Consider the following 19,009-nt stretch of genomic DNA (forward strand, 5'->3'; position numbering starts at 1 on the left):
AACATGTCCGATTCAATCAGAGTGCGTTATGCGCCGTCTCCAACGGGGCATCTGCACATCGGCAATGCCAGAACGGCCTTATTCAATTATTTGTTCGCCCGCAATCTTGGCGGGAAATTCATCATTCGGATCGAGGATACGGACGTTAAACGGAACGTCGCGGGCGGCGAGGAAAGCCAACTGACGTATTTGAAATGGCTCGGCATTACATGGGATGAGAGCGTGGATATCGGAGGAGGATACGGTCCGTACCGTCAAACGGAACGGCTCGATATCTACCGTGAATACTGGCAGGATCTGCTGGACCGCGGGCTGGCTTATAAATGTTACTGCACGGAAGAAGAGCTGGAGCAGGAGCGGGAAGAACAGACGGCTCGCGGCGAAATGCCCCGTTATTCCGGCAAGCACCGCAGCCTGACGGCAGAGGAGCAGGCGGCGTTCGAAGCGGAAGGCCGCATCCCAAGCATCCGGTTCCGCGTTCCGGAGAATAAGACGTATACCTTCAACGATTTGGTCAAAGGCCAGATCAGCTTCGAATCGGACGGCATCGGCGATTTCGTTATCGTGAAGAAGGACGGTATTCCGACTTATAACTTCGCGGTAGCGCTGGATGACCACCTGATGGCGATCAGCCACGTGCTTCGCGGCGAGGATCATATTTCCAACACGCCGCGCCAGCTGATGATCTATGAAGCGTTCGGTTGGGAACCGCCGGTATTCGGCCACATGACGCTGATCGTCAACGAGAACCGCAAGAAGCTGAGCAAGCGCGATGAATCCATCATTCAATTCATCGAACAGTACGATAAGCTGGGTTATCTGCCCGAAGCGATGTTCAATTTCATCACACTGCTCGGCTGGTCGCCGGAAGGCGAACAGGAGATCTTCTCGCGCGACGAGTTGATCTCGGTGTTCACCGCCAACCGTCTCAGCAAGAGCCCAGCCGTGTTCGATACGAACAAGCTGGCGTGGATGAACAATGACTATATGAAGAGAACCGAGCTTCCGCGCGTCGTGGATCTCTGCATTCCGCATCTGGAGGCGGCCGGCCGCATAACCGGAGACCTCTCCGACAGCCAGCGCGCTTGGATCAACGATCTAGTCGCGCTGTACCAAGATAAGCTCCGCTCCGCGTCGGAAATCGTACCGCTGACGGAACTCTTCTACCTGCCTGAACCGGCAGACGAAGAAGAAGCGGTCACCGTCCTGGCCGAAGAACAGGTGCCGACGGTGCTGACGGCTTTCCTGGAGCAAGTGAAGACGATGGACGCGCTGACGATCGACGGCATCAAAGCAGCGATCAAAGCCGTTCAACAATCGACCGGATTCAAAGGCAAACAGCTATTCATGCCGATCCGCGCAGCGCTGACGGGACAGACGCACGGTCCTGATTTGAATGCGACTATCGTCCTGCTCGGCCAAGCGAAGGTACAGGAACGTCTACAGGGCCGTCTAAGCTCGCAGCAGCGTTAACCGGGCGGGAGGCCACTTGTCAGTTCTAGGACTGTCGGCTATACTTAAAGTAATCAAATCAACGTTGTCGACAGACTTTCGAATCGTTTACATGAAGAAGGCATGGAACAGGATCGTTTATTTCGAACGGGAATTACAGAGATGGCGACCTTTCGAACGGAGCCGCTTTACAGCCGGCCTGCGTTTCGATCGGGTGGAAGTCGCCGATTGCCGGAAATAGACATTGCGCCTGGGAGCCGCATCTCCGAACTGCCGTTTGCGCAGGGTGGGCGATGACGAACGCGTCCTCGTTACGGACGTCAAGAACGTACGCGCCTGCGGAAGCAAGCGCTGCGAAGCAGAGTGGAACCGCGTGAATACGCCTCTGCAGCCCTGAATGGGCTGCGGAGGCTTTTTGTTTACCTGTCCGAAATCGATCCGAACGATACGTTTACGCTATTCCCGGCTTGAAGGGATTCGATTCACCTTGCTTGGTTAGAGAGGAGGCGTGACTATGCTGCGCACGATGAGATCGGATATCCAGGCCGTGCTCGAGAATGACCCTGCCGCCCGGAACAGGTTTGAGGTCGTATTCACGTACTCGGGGCTTCATGCGATCTGGGCGCATCGAGTCGCGCACGCCTTGTTCAAGCGCAAATGGTTTACGGTCGCCCGCGTCATTTCTCAGACGAGCCGGTTTTTCACGGGGATCGAAATCCATCCCGGCGCGCGGATCGGAGAGCGGTTGTTCATCGACCACGGCATGGGCATCGTCATTGGGGAAACCTGTGAAATCGGCGATAACGTCATCATCTATCAAGGGGTCACGCTCGGCGGTACGGGGAAAGAGAAAGGCAAACGCCATCCGACGATCGGCAACAATGTCGTCCTTGCTTCCGGGGCGAAGGTTCTAGGCTCCTTCAAGGTTGGAGACAATGTGAATATCGGCGCGAATTCCGTTGTGCTGCGCGAGGTACCGGCCAACAGCACGGTTGTCGGTATTCCGGGCAGGGTCGTCAAACGCAACGGCGCACGGGTCAACGATCGGCTCGATCATGCACAGCTTCCCGACCCTGTTATTGAAATGCTCCTGGCGCTGCAGAAGGAAGTGGCGGAATTGCGGGCGGAGCTTGATCGCGAGAAAGAGAAGACGAAGGCAAGACATAAACAGCCAGTAGCTGGAGGAGAAACGAGATCATGACGTTACGAATATATAATACCTTGTCGCGCGAGAAGGAAGTTTTCAAGCCCCTTGTACCGGGTAAAGTAAACATGTATGTTTGCGGACCGACCGTTTATGACTATATTCACATCGGCAACGCGCGTCCGGCGATTTTCTTCGACGTCGTGCGCCGGTACTTGGAGTCGCTTGATTATGCCGTCAATTACGTTGTCAATTTCACCGATGTCGACGATAAACTGATCCGCAAAGCGGAACAGCTCGGTACGACGGTACCGGAAGTGGCCGAGAGGTTCATCGCCGCGTTCAAAGAGAACATCGAAGGACTCGGTATTCATAAAGCATCCATGAATCCGCGCGTAACGGAGAACATTCCCGAAATTATCGCGTTGATCGAAGAGCTCGTTGCCAACGGCCATGCGTACGAGAACGGAGGCGACGTGTTCTTCCGAACGAGCACGTTCCCAAGCTACGGTAAACTGTCGCATCAGAACTTGGAAGAATTGCAGCTTGGCATCCGGATCGGCGTCGACGAGCGCAAGGAAAACGGTCAGGACTTCGTGTTGTGGAAAGCGGCGAAGCCCGGCGAGATTAACTGGGACAGTCCTTGGGGACCGGGACGTCCGGGCTGGCATATTGAATGCTCGGCGATGGCGCGCAAATATTTGGGCGACACCTTGGATATCCATGGCGGCGGGCATGACCTGCAGTTCCCGCATCACGAATGCGAAATCGCGCAGTCGGAATCCGTGACGGGCAAACCGCTCGCCACGTATTGGATGCATAACGGGTATATTAATATTAACAACGAGAAAATGTCCAAGTCGCTCGGCAACGGCATTACTGTTCAAGACATGCTGACACGGATCAAGCCGGCCGTTATTCGTTACTTTATGCTTTCCGCGCACTACCGTAGCCCGCTCAACTTCAGCGACGAGACGATTGCCCAAGCGGAGAACAGCATCGAGCGGATCGCCAATTCCGTAGCGAACATTAAGCATCGCCTGTCCGCCGCGGTCAGCGATCCTGGCGAGGAATTGGCGCCGCTGCAAGCGCGGATCGATGAGATCAAGGCGCTGTTCAACGCGAAGATGGATGATGACTTCAATACGCCGGATGCGATCACGGCCGTATTCGAATTGGTCAGCGAGGCAAACCTGCATCTCCAGCGTCCGGTGGTTTCGCCGGAGGCGCTTCAGCTTTTGCTCGCGGCATTCGAATCGTTCGACCGCGTGCTCGGTTTGCTCGCGGCCGACGAAGAACTGCTGGATACGGAGATCGACGCGTTGATCATTGAACGTACGGAAGCTCGCAGCAGCAAGAACTGGAAGCGGGCCGACGAGATTCGCGACCTGCTCGCGGCACAGGGAATTGTGTTGGAAGATACGCCGCAGGGCATCCGTTGGAAACGCAAATGATGGACGTGAATGCGGAAGGACTCAACCTTTGGTTTCACGACCCGATGAAGCCGATCAATTTGATGAACCCCATCGTACTCGCATACATTGGGGATGCTGTATATGAAGTATTGGTTCGGCAGTACCTAATCTCGCTGCCGAACCATAAGCCGCATCATTTGCACAAGCAGGCGACGCAGTTCGTGTCGGCCAAAGCCCAGTTTCTTATTTTGGAGAAATGGCGGCCGCACTTATCGGAGGAGGAAGCCGATATCGTGCGGCGGGGACGCAACGCGAAATCGGGCACGATGCCGAAGAATGCCGATCCTGCGCATTACAAACAAGCGACGGCGCTGGAATGCCTCGTCGGTTACTTATATTACGGAAAGCAGGTCGGACGTCTGCGAGAGTTGATGGCGATCGCTTTTGGCGAAACGGATGAAACGCTGGCGGAAGCCGGCACAACGAAGGAGAATTATGATGCGTGAGCGTGAGCATGAACATGAAGATGATTCGCAGGAATGGATAGCAGGCAAGCATCCCGTAATGGAGGCGCTGCGTTCGGGACGCGAAATCAATAAAATCTGGGTCGCGGAACAAGCGCAGAAGAATGCGCAGCCGATTATTCTGGAAGCCAAGAAAGCGGGACTTATCGTCCAAATCGTCGATAAGCGCAAGCTTGACCAAATGGTAGAGGGCATGGCGCACCAGGGGGTCGTTGCACAGGCGGCTGCCCACCGTTACTTCGAGGTGGATGAACTGCTGAGCCGGGCGAAAGACAGCGGTGAAATGCCCTTCTTCCTGCTGTTGGACGAGATCGAGGATCCCCACAACTTGGGCTCCATTCTGCGGACGGCGGAGTGCACGGGAGTACACGGCGTCATTATTCCTAAGCGCCGTTCGGCGTCTTTGACGGCTACCGTGACCAAGACATCAGCCGGGGCGGTAGAGTACGTGCCGGTCGCGCGGATCACGAATATGGCACAAACGATCGACAAGTTGAAGGAAGCGGGCGTCTGGGTAGCAGGTGCGGATGTCGGCGCGGAGCGGGACGTGTTTACATCCGGGATGAAGTTCGATATGCCGCTGGCTATCGTCATCGGCAATGAAGCGAAGGGAATCGGAAGACTTATTCGTGAGAAATGCGATTTTCTCATCAAGCTTCCGATGCACGGACAACTGAATTCGTTGAACGCATCCGTCGCTGCCGGTGTTCTGATGTATGAAGTGTTGCGCCAGCGTCTCGGCAAATAGCCGTGCGCCGGCGAGATGATGTCCTGCTCGTTGACGGTTACAATATGATCGGAGCATGGCCGGAGCTTGCTGTCCTCCGGGACAAGGATCTGGAGGACGCGCGCGACCGTCTGTTGGAGTTGCTGGCGGATTATCAAGGATTCACAGGGATGACGGTCGTGGTTGTGTTCGATGCCCATCAGGTGCCCGGTGTTGGATCTACGTTCAAGCAGCATCGGTTGACGGTCGTTTACACCAAAGAGAAGGAAACGGCAGACGCCTGCATCGAGCGGCTAGCCTCGGAACTGGCCATGCGCAGCCGGAATATTCATGTCGCCACTTCAGACTTGGTGGAACAGCATGTCGCTTTCGGTAAAGGCGCGCTCCGTATATCCGCAAGGGAATTGCTTATCGCGATCAAGCAGAACCGTAAGGCCATTGAGCAAAAGGTCGAGCAGAAAAGCAAGGTTCGGAATGAACTGGACGGCAACCTTAGCATGGATATCCGAATGAAGCTGGAGAATTGGCGCAGAGGGAAGAATTAGTGTCGATTTCATGTGAAATCAAGGTCAAAATAACTGACACGAACATCTGTTTTTTCGGATCGAAATCCCATTTTTGCTAGATAATAAGCGACGTTTTGAGGGGATCGTCATTGACTGTTAAAGGTTACGTACTGTATACTGAGTCTATGTTTCTGAACGGTGATTGCTGCTAGAATGATGATTCTAGCTTACACGATCTATTTGGTATGACATTGCGGGCCGGTAAATACGTTTTAGCTGCTGAAGTTAAGGGGCATTCATGCCTTTCGAGCCGGAGGGATTGTTCGTGAGCATCGACCTCAGAGAATGGAAAACGCTGGACTTTGACTGCAAAACGGACGAAGACGTTGTCGAGATGGTTCGCGAAGGCGACGGCGAAGCGTTGGAGTATTTGATCAATAGGTATAAGAACTTTGTCCGGGCAAAGGCGCGTTCCTATTTTCTAATCGGGGCCGACCGCGAAGATATTGTCCAAGAGGGCATGATCGGACTCTATAAAGCGATTCGAGATTTCAAAGGCGAGAAGTTAGCTTCATTCAAGGCGTTTGCCGAGTTGTGCATCACGAGGCAGATCATTACGGCCATCAAGACGGCCACGCGCCAGAAGCATATCCCGTTGAATTCTTACGTTTCGCTGGACAAGCCCATTTACGACGAAGACTCTGACCGAACGCTGCTGGACGTTATCTGCGGAACGCGGGTATCAGACCCGGAAGAATTGATCATTAATCAGGAAGAGTTTGTGGGCCTTGAAGACAAGATGTCAGAGATTCTAAGCGATCTGGAGCGTAAAGTTCTGATGCTTTATCTGGACGGCAAGTCTTATCAGGAAATCGCGGTTGAACTTGACCGTCATGTGAAGTCGATTGACAATGCACTGCAGCGCGTCAAGCGGAAGCTTGAACGATATTTGGAAGTCCGTGACATCGGAATTTAACCCTGTATGATCAGAGCCGATATGGCTCTTTTTTAATGGGAAGGGTTTTCGGTGTTTGAAACCACCTATCGGTGACGATACTGGTTACTGACGAAGAGAAAATTTTCGCCTGCTTTGCGCTGTTGTGCCTCGCACCAAGACGAATAATTGCTAAGCTGATAGAGAGGTGCTGCGGCACGGTTTTCCATTGACACTCCCTATTGCTTGTGATAAAGTGTTTTGGTAGCCCTAAATAGGTCTTTTTTTATTATGGGTCAATCAGGCTAGTTTCACATACAGTGCTACAAACTTTATCTATGCTTAGTTTGGGAGGTGTCAACAATGCGGGTAATTATTACGTTGGCTTGCACAAACTGCAAACAAAGAAACTATGCTTCCAGCAAGAACAAACGGAATCACCCTGACCGTATTGAGATGAAGAAGTTCTGCAAGTATTGTAACGAGCATACTCCTCATCGCGAAACAAGATAGGTCATTTTGGAGGTGTGGACGTGGCATTTTTAGCTAAACTGAAGCAAAGCTTCGGGTCGACGTTTTCCTTCTTCACCGACAGCTTCGCGGAATTAAAGAAAGTCCGCTGGCCAAGCCGTAAGGAATTGACAAGCTATTCGCTCGTAGTTTTCTTTACGATCATAGCGGTGACAATTTACTTCTGGGTACTTGACATCGGAATTTCCGCATTGGTCGAACTGATTGTTTAAGAAGGGGCCAAGGGTGGCTTGTTATGGAAATGATGGAGAAAAGATGGTATGTTGTTCACACCTATTCAGGGTATGAGAACAAAGTGAAAGCGAACCTCGAGAAACGCGTTGAATCCATGGGCATGGAGGACAAAATCTTCCGTGTGCTTGTTCCGATGGAAGAAGAAGTGGTAGACAAAGACGGCAAGAAAAAAACCGTCATGCGTAAAGTTTACCCCGGCTACGTTCTAGTGGAAATGGTGCAAACTGACGATTCTTGGTATGTTGTTCGTAACACTCCAGGCGTAACCGGATTTGTCGGTTCGACAGGCTCGGGTTCAAAACCAACTCCGCTTTTGCCTGATGAAGTGGAACAAATTTTGAAACACATGGGCATGGAAGAACCGAAACCGAAAATCGAATTCGATTTGAAGGAGACGGTACGCGTTAAGGTCGGGCCATTCGCTAATTTTGTCGGAACGGTGGAAGAGATTCTGCTCGACAAAAGCAAGTTGAAGGTTCACGTTAACATGTTCGGCAGAGAGACTCCGGTTGAGCTGGATTACGGCCAAGTGGAGAAGGTATAATAAACCTGTTTTTCGCTGCAAGCATGTGATTACTACGGCAAGGAGGTGTTCATCATGGCAAAAAAGGTCATCAAGTTGGTAAAACTGCAAGTTCCAGCGGGTAAAGCGAATCCGGCTCCGCCGATCGGTCCAGCGCTAGGTCAAGCAGGTGTTAACATCATGGCGTTCTGTAAAGAGTTCAACGCTCGTACAGCTGATCAAGCGGGTCTTATCATTCCGGTTGTAATCACAGTGTTCGAGGATCGTTCGTTCACTTTCGAAACGAAAACTCCGCCGGCTGCTGTTCTTCTTCGTGTTGCTGCTAAGATCGCTAAAGGATCCGGCGAACCGAACAAGAAGAAAGTTGCTACGGTTAATCGTTCCGTCGTTCGTGAGATCGCAGAACAAAAAATGCCAGACCTCAACGCAGCTTCTGTAGAAGCAGCTATGCGCATGGTTGAAGGTACTGCGCGCAGCATGGGCGTTGTAATCGAGGACTAATTTCGATTGGCGCATGCTTTAGACACGCTAGAGTGCGTTGTCTAACCGACGGAGCGAAACGTTCTGTCGGGTGGGAGGGTCTCCAGGAACATTTGGAGGATTTTCCGCTACTACCACATAAGGAGGAAATTTCTAATGGCTAAACACGGCAAGAAATACCAAGAAGCTACAAAGCTGATTGACGCCGAAGCAACTTACGAGTCGGCCGAAGCGATCGAGCTCGTTAAGAAAGCCGCTACTGCAAAATTTGACGAAACTGTCGAAGTTGCTGTGCGTCTGGGCGTTGACCCTAAGAAACAAGACCAAGCCGTTCGTGGTGTCGTTGTACTTCCGCACGGAACTGGTAAAACAAAACGCGTACTCGTTTTTGCAAAGGGCGAAAAAGCCAAAGAAGCAGAAGCAGCAGGCGCGGATTATGTTGGCGACGCTGACGTAATCGCTAAAATCCAACAAGGCTGGTTCGAGTTCGACGTTTGCGTTGCAACTCCGGACATGATGGCTGAAGTTGGTAAACTCGGCCGTATCCTCGGCGGTAAAGGCCTTATGCCTAACCCTAAAGCGGGTACAGTAACGTTTGACGTTACGAAAGCCGTACAAGAAATCAAGGCTGGTAAGATTGAATACCGTCTTGACAGAGCAGGTCAAATCCATGCACCAATCGGTAAAGTATCGTTCGACTCCGAGAAGCTGAACGAAAACTTGAAAACACTGATCGATGCGCTGAATCGTGCAAAACCGGCTGCAGCTAAAGGGGTTTACCTGAAAGGTATTTCCGTTTCCTCGACGATGGGACCTGGCGCTCGTTTGAACGCTGCTTCGTTCCGCTAAGAGATCAGACGGGAATTTGAGAATTGAATATGCATACCGAAGACAGTAGGTGCCGTCATCGGCTTAATTTCCTACCGAGGTGTTATGATAAACGTGTTTGTGCGCCCTGCCCCATTGGGGTTGGCGAGTAACGGACCATCATGGCCTTCGCTCTGTCTGCGGGGGCCTTTCTCATGCATCGCGGGGAAGGATTCCGCTTCAACTATCGGGATGTTGACAACATAACGGGAGGTGTACATTTTGGCAAACGCAAAAATTATTGAAGGTAAAGAGCAAGCCGTTGCGGAAATCACAGCGAAACTTCGTGAGAGCTCCAGCACGGTTGTGGCCGATTACCGTGGTCTAAACGTTGCGCAAGTAACAGAACTTCGTAAGCAATTGCGCGAAGCTAACGTCGAGTTTCAAGTATTGAAAAACTCGCTCGTTCGCCGTGCGACTGCACAAGCGGAACTGTCTGAATTGGATGCTGTCCTAGCAGGCCCTACGGCTATCGCTTTCAGCAAAGAGGATGCAGTTGCTCCAGCCAAAATTCTGGCTGACTTCGCTAAGAAGAACGATGCTCTGAAACTTAAGGGCGGCGTAGTAGAAGGTCAAGTGTTTAACGCGGATCAAATCAAAGCGCTGGCAGATCTGCCGTCCCGCGAAGGTTTGCTTTCCATGCTCCTCAGCGTGCTTCAAGCACCTATGCGCAACTTTGCCCTTGCGGTTAAAGCTGTTGCAGAAAAACAAGAAGCTTAATTTCGTTCCCGGCTTGCCGGAATACAAGCACGACCATACTAAAACAAATTATTGGAGGTTTATCTCATGAGTAAAGAGCAAATCTTGGAAGCCATCAAAGGCATGAACGTTCTTGAACTGAACGACCTGGTTAAAGCAATCGAAGAAGAATTCGGCGTAACTGCTGCAGCACCTGTAGCATTCGGCGGCGGCGCAGCTGCAGCTGTAGTCGAAGAGCAATCCGAGTTCGACGTTATCTTGAACAACGCTGGTGCTTCCAAAATCAACGTTATCAAAGCAGTTCGCGAAATCACAGGTCTTGGCCTGAAAGAAGCGAAAGACCTTGTTGACGGCGCTCCTAAAGCAATCAAAGAAAAAGTATCCAAAGAGGATGCTGAAGCTGTTAAAGCTAAACTCGAAGAAGCTGGCGCTTCCGTAGAAGTGAAGTAATAATCCGCTCAGCAGCGGTGAACCCCTTGAAGCGACCGCTTCAAGGGGTTTCCTTATGCAAGGGCATGCCGGCAAGAAACAGGAGGAACAACATGTCGGACCACTATTACACGCAATCGCCGGGAACCAAGCATGATCGACAGCAGATCGAAGCCGCCCTTCGCGGTCATCAACTGCGGTTTGTGACAGATGCCGGCGTATTTTCGAAGACTGGCGTCGATTTTGGGAGCCACGTGTTGCTTGATGCGCTGGAAGTTGGCGAAAGCGACCGTATCTTGGATGTGGGCTGCGGGTATGGGCCAATGGGTATTACGGCGGCAAAGCTCGCCCCCGGCGGTCAAGTGACGATGATCGACATTAATGAACGGGCTGTGGCGCTGGCGAACGAGAACGTTCGTTTGAATGGCGTGAAGAACGCGTCTGCCATACAGAGCGATCTTTACGAGCGTATCCAGGGTCAACTGTTCGATACGATTCTCACCAATCCCCCGATAAGGGCGGGTAAGGAAGTCGTTCATCGGATCTTCGAAGAAGGAGCTAAGCTGCTGAAGCCGGGCGGTTCGATGTGGGTCGTCATTCAGAAGAAGCAAGGAGCCCCTTCCGCGGAAGCGAAATTGGAAGCTGTCTACGGTAACGTGGAAGAAGTAACGAAGGAAAAAGGGTACCGCATATTCAGGGCTCGCAAAGAGCAATAGGGAAACAGAATCATTTGTTGACTCGACTTCCCTAATGTGGTATCATTATAAAATGTCAGCATTAAAATGGGCGCATTCTCTTTAGTTGACTAAAATGTCAAGCGCGATTTTAAACGTATAAAAGAAGCGAATTTGACGTATAATGTTTACATTTTGGGTCAAAATTACTTGGTATGAGACTTTTACGGGTTGTGCTGCGTAGAGGGTTGACTGACAGAAGCATGCTCTTTTTTCGAATTTTCGATAAGGGCTTTTCTTTATTTGAATCAGAATTTGCCTGCTGCACATTCTGGTTACAGCAATGTTTGTGTATACAAGGTCATTGTTCACTTTCTGTGAAGCAGACATGAGGGGTGAGGTTAAGTTGGCAGGACAACTTGTTCAGTATGGGCGTCGCACGCGTAGAAGCTATGCCCGCATCCGCGAGGTGCTCGAAGTTCCGAACCTGATTGAAATCCAACAAAAATCGTACGAGAAGTTTTTGGATAAGGACTTGCTTGAGCTTTTCCAAGACATCTCGCCGATTCAGGATTTTACAGGTAATTTGATGCTTGAGTTCATCGACTATTCACTTGGCGAGCCTAAGTATTCTGTCGATGAGTCGAAAGAACGCGACGTGACTTATGCAGCTCCGCTTCGTGTTAAGGTTCGGCTCATTAACAAAGAAACTGGCGAAGTGAAAGAGCAAGAAGTGTTCATGGGTGATTTCCCGCTGATGACCGAGACGGGTACGTTTATCATCAACGGCGCAGAACGCGTCATCGTCAGCCAATTGGTTCGTTCGCCTAGCGTTTACTTTAGCACGAAAGTGGACAAAAACGGCAAGAAAAATTACACGGCTACGGTGATCCCGAACCGCGGTGCTTGGCTGGAGCTCGAAACCGATGCGAAGGACATTATTTATGTCCGTATTGACCGTACTCGTAAAATTCCTGTGACGGTTCTTCTCCGCGCGCTTGGTTTTGGAACGGATGCCGAGATTTTGGATTTGCTGGGGCATGACGAGTATATCCGGAACACGCTCGATAAAGATAACACCGATTCCACCGAAAAAGCGCTTATCGAAATTTACGAAAGACTTCGTCCGGGCGAGCCGCCGACGCTGGATAACGCCAAGAGCTTGCTCGTTGCGCGTTTCTTTGATCCGAAGCGCTATGACTTGGCGAATGTCGGCCGCTACAAAATTAATAAGAAGCTGCATATCAAGAACCGGTTGTTCAATCAGCGCTTGGCTGAAACGTTGTTCGATCCGACGACAGGAGAAATTCTGGCGGAGGCAGGACAAATCGTGGATCGCCGTTTGCTGGATGAATTGATTCCGTTCTTGGAGACGAACGTTGGCTTCAAGACGTATCAAGTTGCCAATGGCGTACTTGATGCGGATAGTATACCTCTTCAAACCATTAGCGTATTCTCGCCGCTGGATGAGAGCAAAGTCATTAAAGTAATTGCCAATGGCGTTATCGATAAGGCCGTTAAACACATCACGCCTGCAGACATCATCGCTTCTATCAACTACTTCATTGATTTGCTTCACGGTGTAGGAAGCACGGACGATATCGACCACTTGGGTAACCGTCGTCTGCGTTCCGTTGGCGAGCTGTTGCAGAACCAATTCCGTATCGGCTTGTCCCGTATGGAGCGCGTCGTTCGCGAGCGGATGTCCATTCAGGACGCCAATGCGATTACACCGCAGGCGCTCATTAACATCCGTCCGGTCATTGCGTCGATCAAGGAGTTCTTCGGATCCTCCCAGTTGTCGCAATTTATGGATCAGACGAACCCGCTTGCCGAGCTTACGCATAAGCGTCGTCTGTCCGCACTGGGACCCGGCGGTTTGACGCGTGAACGCGCGGGCTTCGAGGTTAGAGACGTTCATAACTCTCACTATGGCCGTATGTGTCCGATCGAGACGCCAGAGGGACCGAATATCGGTTTGATCAACTCCTTGTCTACCTTCGCTCGTATCAACGAGTATGGTTTCATTGAGGCACCTTACCGTTGGGTTGATCCGAAGACGGCGATCGTAACGGAGCAAATCGCATATTTGACCGCTGATGAAGAAGATAACTACGTTATCGCACAAGCGAACGCCAAGCTGGACGGCGACGGTAAATTCATCGATGACGCGGTTATCGTTCGTTACAATAAGCAAGCAGATAACATCTTGACCATGCCGACAGAGCGCGTGGACTACATGGACGTTTCGCCAAAACAAGTTGTATCCGTCGCGACGGCGCTCATTCCGTTCCTCGAGAACGATGACTCCAACCGTGCGCTCATGGGATCCAACATGCAGCGGCAAGCAGTTCCGCTTCTCATTCCGAAATCGCCGCTGGTCGGCACAGGGATGGAACATAAGTCCGCGAAAGACTCCGGGGTATGTATCGTTTCCAAGCATGACGGTATCGTCGAGCGCGTTTCGGCCAATGAAATTTGGGTCCGCCGCGTCGAAATGGTTGACGGCAAACCGGTAACGGGCGACTTGATTAAACATAAACTGCACAAGTTTATGCGTTCTAACCAAGGAACTTGTATCAACCAACGTCCGATCTGCCATAAAGGCGATATCGTGAAAAAAGGCGATATCCTTGCAGACGGTCCTTCCACGGAAATGGGCGAATTGGCGCTCGGCCGCAACGTTGTCGTTGCGTTCATGACGTGGGAAGGCTACAACTACGAGGATGCCATCCTTCTGAGCGAGAAACTGGTTAAGGAAGACGTGTACACGTCCATTCATATTGAGGAATATGAATCCGAGGCGCGCGACACGAAACTGGGACCGGAAGAAATTACGCGCGACATTCCGAACGTGGGCGAAGAAGCGCTCCGCAACCTCGATGAGCGCGGTATTATCCGCGTTGGCGCCGAGATCAGCGCAGGCGATATTCTCGTCGGTAAAGTAACGCCTAAAGGGGTTACGGAACTGACGGCAGAAGAACGTTTGCTGCATGCTATCTTCGGTGAGAAAGCACGCGAAGTGCGTGACACGAGCTTGCGCGTACCGCATGGTACCGACGGTATTGTCGTGGACGTGAAAGTATTTACCCGCGAGAACGGCGATGAGCTGCCTCCTGGCGTGAATCAACTCGTTCGCGCGTACATCGCACAGAAGCGTAAAATCTCCGAAGGCGATAAAATGGCTGGACGTCACGGTAACAAAGGGGTTATCGCGCGTATTCTTCCTGAGGAAGATATGCCATTCCTGCCGGACGGCACGCCAGTAGAGGTTGTTCTTAACCCGCTGGGCGTACCATCGCGGATGAACATCGGTCAAGTGCTTGAGGTCCACCTCGGCATGGCTTGTAAACGTCTTGGTATTCATGCCGCGACGCCGGTATTCGACGGTGCGCGCGAGTACGACGTTTTCGATTCCATGGAAGAGGCGGGCATGCAGCGCAACGGTAAAACGATCCTCTACGACGGACGCTCCGGCGAGCCGTTCGAACGGGAAGTTACCGTCGGCGTCATGTACATGATCAAGCTGGCGCACATGGTTGACGATAAAATCCATGCGCGTTCCACAGGTCCTTACTCGCTCGTTACGCAGCAGCCACTGGGCGGTAAAGCTCAGTTCGGCGGACAACGTTTCGGTGAGATGGAGGTTTGGGCGCTCGAGGCATACGGTGCCGCTTATACGTTGCAAGAAATTTTGACCGTCAAGTCCGATGATGTCGTCGGCCGCGTCAAAACGTATGAGTCCATCGTTAAAGGCGAGAACGTACCAGAGCCTGGCGTTCCGGAGTCGTTCAAAGTTTTGATCAAAGAGCTCCAAAGCTTGGGTATGGATGTCAAAATCCTGAGCGAGGACGAACAAGAGATCGAAATGAAAGAGATCGACGACGAGGACGACGGCGCTTCAGATAAGCTGAACCTCAATCTTGAAGGTGCAGAAGTCGGCGTGGAGTAACAGTTTCCACGGCCTTTGAATACACGATGCCGATTCGTCTTCACGGGCGAATCAAGCCGGGGAGCGCCTGAACGGGCACGATCCGGCTGAGCGGCATTTCGAGCAGCAAGAACAAAGTGAACCATGACGAAGGAGGGTTGCTCCTTGTTGGACGTGAACAACTTCGAGTATATGAAGATTGGATTGGCATCTCCGGATAAAATCCGATCGTGGTCCCGCGGAGAAGTAAAGAAACCGGAAACGATTAACTACAGAACATTGAAGCCGGAGAAAGAAGGTCTTTTCTGCGAAAAGATCTTCGGACCGACGAAAGACTGGGAATGCCATTGCGGCAAGTACAAACGCGTTCGTTATAAAGGCGTCGTTTGCGATCGCTGCGGCGTTGAAGTTACGCGGGCGAAAGTACGTCGTGAACGGATGGGACACATCGAGCTTGCAGCTCCTGTATCGCATATTTGGTACTTTAAAGGTATTCCAAGCCGTATGGGGCTTGCGCTTGACATGTCGCCCCGCTCGCTGGAAGAGATCATTTACTTCGCATCATATGTAGTAACGGATCCAGGAGATACGCCGCTTGAGAAAAAACAACTGCTGTCCGAGAAAGAATACCGCAGCTACCGCGAGAAATACGGCTACGGATTCCATGCAGGCATGGGTGCGGAAGCAGTGAAGAAGCTGCTTCAAGATATCGATGTTGAGCGTGAGCTCGAGACGTTGAAAGAGGATCTTCGCACTGCGCAAGGCCAACGCCGTAACCGTGCGATTAAGCGTCTTGAAGTTATCGAGGCGTTCCGCAATTCCGGCAACATGCCGGAGTGGATGATTCTTGACGTATTGCCGGTTATCCCGCCGGAGCTTCGCCCGATGGTTCAATTGGATGGCGGACGTTTCGCGACGTCTGACTTGAATGATTTGTACCGCCGCGTAATTAACCGTAATAACCGTCTGAAGCGTCTGCTTGATCTCGGTGCACCGGACATTATCGTCCAGAACGAGAAACGGATGCTGCAAGAAGCGGTAGATGCATTGATCGATAACGGACGCCGCGGCCGCCCTGTAACGGGTCCAGGTAACCGTCCGCTTAAATCGCTCAGCCATATGCTGAAAGGTAAACAAGGACGTTTCCGTCAGAACTTGCTCGGTAAACGGGTCGACTATTCCGGTCGTTCCGTTATCGTAGTTGGTCCTAGCTTGAAAATGTTCCAATGCGGTTTGCCGAAAGAAATGGCGCTGGAGCTCTTTAAACCGTTTGTCATGAAAGAGCTGGTCAACAAGAACTTGGCTCATAATATTAAGAGCGCGAAACGTAAAGTTGAACGCGTCAGCCCCGAAGTTTGGGATGTACTGGAAGAGGTCATTAAGGAACACCCGGTTCTTCTGAACCGTGCCCCGACCCTTCACAGACTCGGTATTCAGGCATTCGAACCAATTTTGGTTGAAGGCCGCGCCATCAAACTTCACCCGCTCGTATGTACAGCGTATAACGCTGACTTCGACGGTGACCAAATGGCTGTTCACGTACCGCTTTCCGCTGAAGCGCAAGCTGAGGCACGCTTGTTGATGCTTGCATCGGGCAACATTTTGAACCCGAAAGACGGCAAACCAGTCGTTACGCCTTCGCAGGATATGGTTCTCGGAAGCTTCTACTTGACAATGGATAATAAAGAAGGAAAAGGCTTCGGATCTGTCTTCGCGACGGTTAATGAAGCAATTTCTGCATACCAGCGTGGAATTGTATCGCTGCATGCGCGTATCTTTATGCCTGTTAAGGTGCTGAAGAAAACGTCCTTCACGGATGCGCAACAGAAAGCGCTGATTTGCACGACTGTCGGTAAAGTCATTTTCAATGAGATTTTCCCGGCTGATTTCCCTTTCATCAACGAACCGACAAAGGTGAACTTGCTGCAAGGTACGCCGGATAAATATTTTGTCCATGAGAAGGGCGCAGATTTGCTGCAATTCATGGATGGCCTGGCCCAAATCGGCGGCGTAGGCAAAGAGTACCTCGGCTTGATTATTGCGGAATGCTTCCGTCAATATCATACGACGCGTACTTCGGTTATGCTTGACCACATTAAACAACTTGGATTCACTTACTCAACGCGTGCGGGTATCACGGTAGCCGTTTCTGACGTTATCGTACCGCCGGAGAAAGTAGAGATTTTGAAAGAATCCGAAGATAAAGTTAAGGTCGTTACGAATCAATACCGTCGCGGTTTGATTACGAACGAAGAACGTTATGACCGCGTTATCGAGATCTGGAGCAAAACGAAGGATCAGATTACGGAAATCCTCATGAAATCGATGGATCGTTACAATTCCATCATGCTCATGGTAGATTCCAAAGCGCGGGGTAACAAATCCCAAATCACGCAGCTCGGTGGTATGCGCGGTCTGATGGCCAATCCATCCGGTCGAATCATTGAATTGCCAATTAAATCGAACTTCCGTGAAGGTCTGACCGTCCTTGAGTACTTCATCTCGACGCATGGTGCGCGTAAAGGTCTTGCCGATACCGCCCTTCGTACTGCTGACTCAGGTTACCTGACTCGTCGTCTTGTCGACGTTGCACAGGATGTTATCGTCCGTGAAGACGATTGCGGTACGGACAAAGGCTTCGCGGTTAGCAAGATTCAAGACGGTAAAGAGGTCATCGAAGACCTGTACGACCGTATTGAGGGGCGCTACTCGTTCGAAACGGTTCGTAATCCGAAGACCGGTGAAGTTATCCTTCAACGCAATCAGTTGATTGATTCGAACAAAGCGGAAGAGATTATCGCTGCCGGCGTAGAGCGTCTGCAAATCCGTTCCGTGCTGAGCTGCCGTGCTCGTCATGGCGTATGTAAGATCTGTTACGGACGTAACCTGGCAACGGGTAAATTCGTTGAGATCGGCGAAGCGGTCGGTATCATCGCTGCACAATCCATCGGTGAACCAGGAACGCAGCTTACAATGCGTACATTCCACACCGGCGGTGTTGCAGGAGACGATATCACACAAGGTTTGCCGCGTATCCAAGAGCTTTTCGAGGCGCGTAATCCGAAAGGTCAAGCGATCATTTCCGAAATCGACGGTGTTATCAAAGACATCCGCGAGACGAAAGACCGCCGCGAAATCGAAGTTCAGGGCGAGGCAGAATCCAAAGTATATCCAGTTACTTTTGGTTCCCGGATCCGTGTAGTTAAAGGCAAGCAAATCGAAGCCGGAGACGAGCTGACGGACGGTTCAATCGACCCTAAAGATATGCTGCGCATTAAGGGTATCCGCGGCGTGCAGAACTATATCCTTCAGGAAGTTCAGCGCGTTTACCGAAACCAAGGCGTAGAAATCAACGATAAGCACATCGAAGTTATGGTGAAGCAAATGCTTCGTAAAATCCGTATCGTCGAAGCTGGCGACACGCCGCTTCTTCCAGGCGCGTTCGTTGACATTCACGAGTATGAAGCAGCCAACCGCGAAGCTATTCTGTCTGGAAACGAGCCAGCGGTAGCGAAACCGGTCCTGCTCGGTATTACGAAAGCATCGCTGGAGACGGATTCCTTCTTGTCCGCAGCATCGTTCCAAGAAACGACTCGTGTCTTGACGGACGCTGCGATCAAAGGTAAAGTCGACCAGTTGCTTGGCTTGAAAGAGAATGTTATCATCGGTAAGCTGATTCCGGCAGGAACGGGCATGCAGCGCTACAGAAGCGTACACGTGGCCGGAATGGACGATGAGCAGCTCGATGAGCAGCAGCTTGAAGCCGAAACCGTAACGATTGAATCTTAATAACTAGCAAGTATTTGCATAAGGGAGAAGAGCGACCAAGGCAACTCTATCCAGTAGAGTCCGAGTTCGCTCTTCATTCTGTTGTGAATATAGGATTTACTTAATTTGCATGACATTATCTTGTGTCGAAGCTTGACATAGCCTAAGTAG

Annotated in this window: 17 protein-coding genes and 1 other annotated feature; all 17 genes read left to right on the forward strand. The window is 51.3% G+C overall.

Annotated features, from left to right (window positions below):
• Positions 1-3 precede the first annotated feature (3 nt).
• Entirely contained in the window at positions 4-1,473 is a 1,470-nt protein-coding gene (gene gltX, locus GZH47_RS18750) for a glutamate--tRNA ligase (RefSeq protein ID WP_162642504.1), read from the forward strand.
• Between the two features lie 493 nt (positions 1,474-1,966).
• Complete coding sequence (cysE, locus tag GZH47_RS18755) at positions 1,967-2,653, forward strand: serine O-acetyltransferase (protein WP_162642505.1); 687 nt, start codon at positions 1,967-1,969, stop codon at positions 2,651-2,653.
• Entirely contained in the window at positions 2,650-4,050 is a 1,401-nt protein-coding gene (gene cysS, locus GZH47_RS18760; protein WP_162642506.1) for a cysteine--tRNA ligase, read from the forward strand. The genes cysE and cysS overlap by 4 nt, the downstream gene beginning before the upstream one ends.
• A complete protein-coding gene (locus GZH47_RS18765) occupies positions 4,050-4,517 on the forward strand; it encodes a Mini-ribonuclease 3 (protein WP_162645324.1) in 468 nt (155 codons plus the stop codon). The genes cysS and GZH47_RS18765 overlap by 1 nt, the downstream gene beginning before the upstream one ends.
• Positions 4,507-5,283 carry a 23S rRNA (guanosine(2251)-2'-O)-methyltransferase RlmB gene (gene rlmB, locus GZH47_RS18770; protein WP_404823693.1) on the forward strand — a complete coding sequence of 259 codons (777 nt, stop codon included), beginning with the start codon at positions 4,507-4,509 and terminating at the stop codon, positions 5,281-5,283. The genes GZH47_RS18765 and rlmB overlap by 11 nt, the downstream gene beginning before the upstream one ends.
• A gap of 2 nt (positions 5,284-5,285) precedes the next feature.
• Positions 5,286-5,807: an NYN domain-containing protein gene (locus tag GZH47_RS18775; protein ID WP_162642507.1), complete on the forward strand. Its 522-nt coding sequence runs from the start codon at positions 5,286-5,288 to the stop codon at positions 5,805-5,807.
• Positions 5,808-6,093: 286 nt separating this feature from the next.
• Positions 6,094-6,744: an RNA polymerase sporulation sigma factor SigH gene (sigH, locus tag GZH47_RS18780; protein ID WP_162642508.1), complete on the forward strand. Its 651-nt coding sequence runs from the start codon at positions 6,094-6,096 to the stop codon at positions 6,742-6,744.
• Between the two features lie 321 nt (positions 6,745-7,065).
• A complete protein-coding gene (gene rpmG / locus GZH47_RS18785; RefSeq protein WP_090583192.1) occupies positions 7,066-7,215 on the forward strand; it encodes a 50S ribosomal protein L33 in 150 nt (49 codons plus the stop codon).
• Between the two features lie 20 nt (positions 7,216-7,235).
• Complete coding sequence (secE, locus tag GZH47_RS18790) at positions 7,236-7,445, forward strand: preprotein translocase subunit SecE (protein WP_090649027.1); 210 nt, start codon at positions 7,236-7,238, stop codon at positions 7,443-7,445.
• Between the two features lie 32 nt (positions 7,446-7,477).
• A complete protein-coding gene (gene nusG, locus GZH47_RS18795) occupies positions 7,478-8,011 on the forward strand; it encodes a transcription termination/antitermination protein NusG (protein ID WP_161705150.1) in 534 nt (177 codons plus the stop codon).
• Positions 8,012-8,065: 54 nt separating this feature from the next.
• Positions 8,066-8,491: a 50S ribosomal protein L11 gene (rplK, locus tag GZH47_RS18800; RefSeq protein ID WP_162642509.1), complete on the forward strand. Its 426-nt coding sequence runs from the start codon at positions 8,066-8,068 to the stop codon at positions 8,489-8,491.
• Between the two features lie 135 nt (positions 8,492-8,626).
• Complete coding sequence (gene rplA, locus GZH47_RS18805) at positions 8,627-9,319, forward strand: 50S ribosomal protein L1 (protein WP_162642510.1); 693 nt, start codon at positions 8,627-8,629, stop codon at positions 9,317-9,319.
• Between the two features lie 18 nt (positions 9,320-9,337).
• Positions 9,338-9,500: a sequence feature (ribosomal protein L10 leader region), on the forward strand.
• A 59-nt stretch (positions 9,501-9,559) separates the two neighbouring features.
• Entirely contained in the window at positions 9,560-10,057 is a 498-nt protein-coding gene (gene rplJ / locus GZH47_RS18810) for a 50S ribosomal protein L10 (RefSeq protein WP_162642511.1), read from the forward strand.
• Between the two features lie 66 nt (positions 10,058-10,123).
• Positions 10,124-10,486: a 50S ribosomal protein L7/L12 gene (rplL, locus tag GZH47_RS18815; protein ID WP_162642512.1), complete on the forward strand. Its 363-nt coding sequence runs from the start codon at positions 10,124-10,126 to the stop codon at positions 10,484-10,486.
• Positions 10,487-10,578: 92 nt separating this feature from the next.
• A complete protein-coding gene (locus GZH47_RS18820) occupies positions 10,579-11,181 on the forward strand; it encodes a class I SAM-dependent methyltransferase (RefSeq protein ID WP_162642513.1) in 603 nt (200 codons plus the stop codon).
• A 346-nt stretch (positions 11,182-11,527) separates the two neighbouring features.
• Entirely contained in the window at positions 11,528-15,091 is a 3,564-nt protein-coding gene (gene rpoB / locus GZH47_RS18825; protein ID WP_192043526.1) for a DNA-directed RNA polymerase subunit beta, read from the forward strand.
• 144 nt (positions 15,092-15,235) lie between these two features.
• Positions 15,236-18,859, forward strand: a complete 3,624-nt coding sequence (rpoC, locus tag GZH47_RS18830) for a DNA-directed RNA polymerase subunit beta' (protein ID WP_162642515.1) — start codon at positions 15,236-15,238, stop codon at positions 18,857-18,859.
• The last annotated feature ends 150 nt before the right edge of the window (positions 18,860-19,009 follow it).

This window comes from Paenibacillus rhizovicinus (assembly GCF_010365285.1).
Lineage (GTDB): Bacteria > Bacillota > Bacilli > Paenibacillales > Paenibacillaceae > Paenibacillus_Z > Paenibacillus_Z rhizovicinus.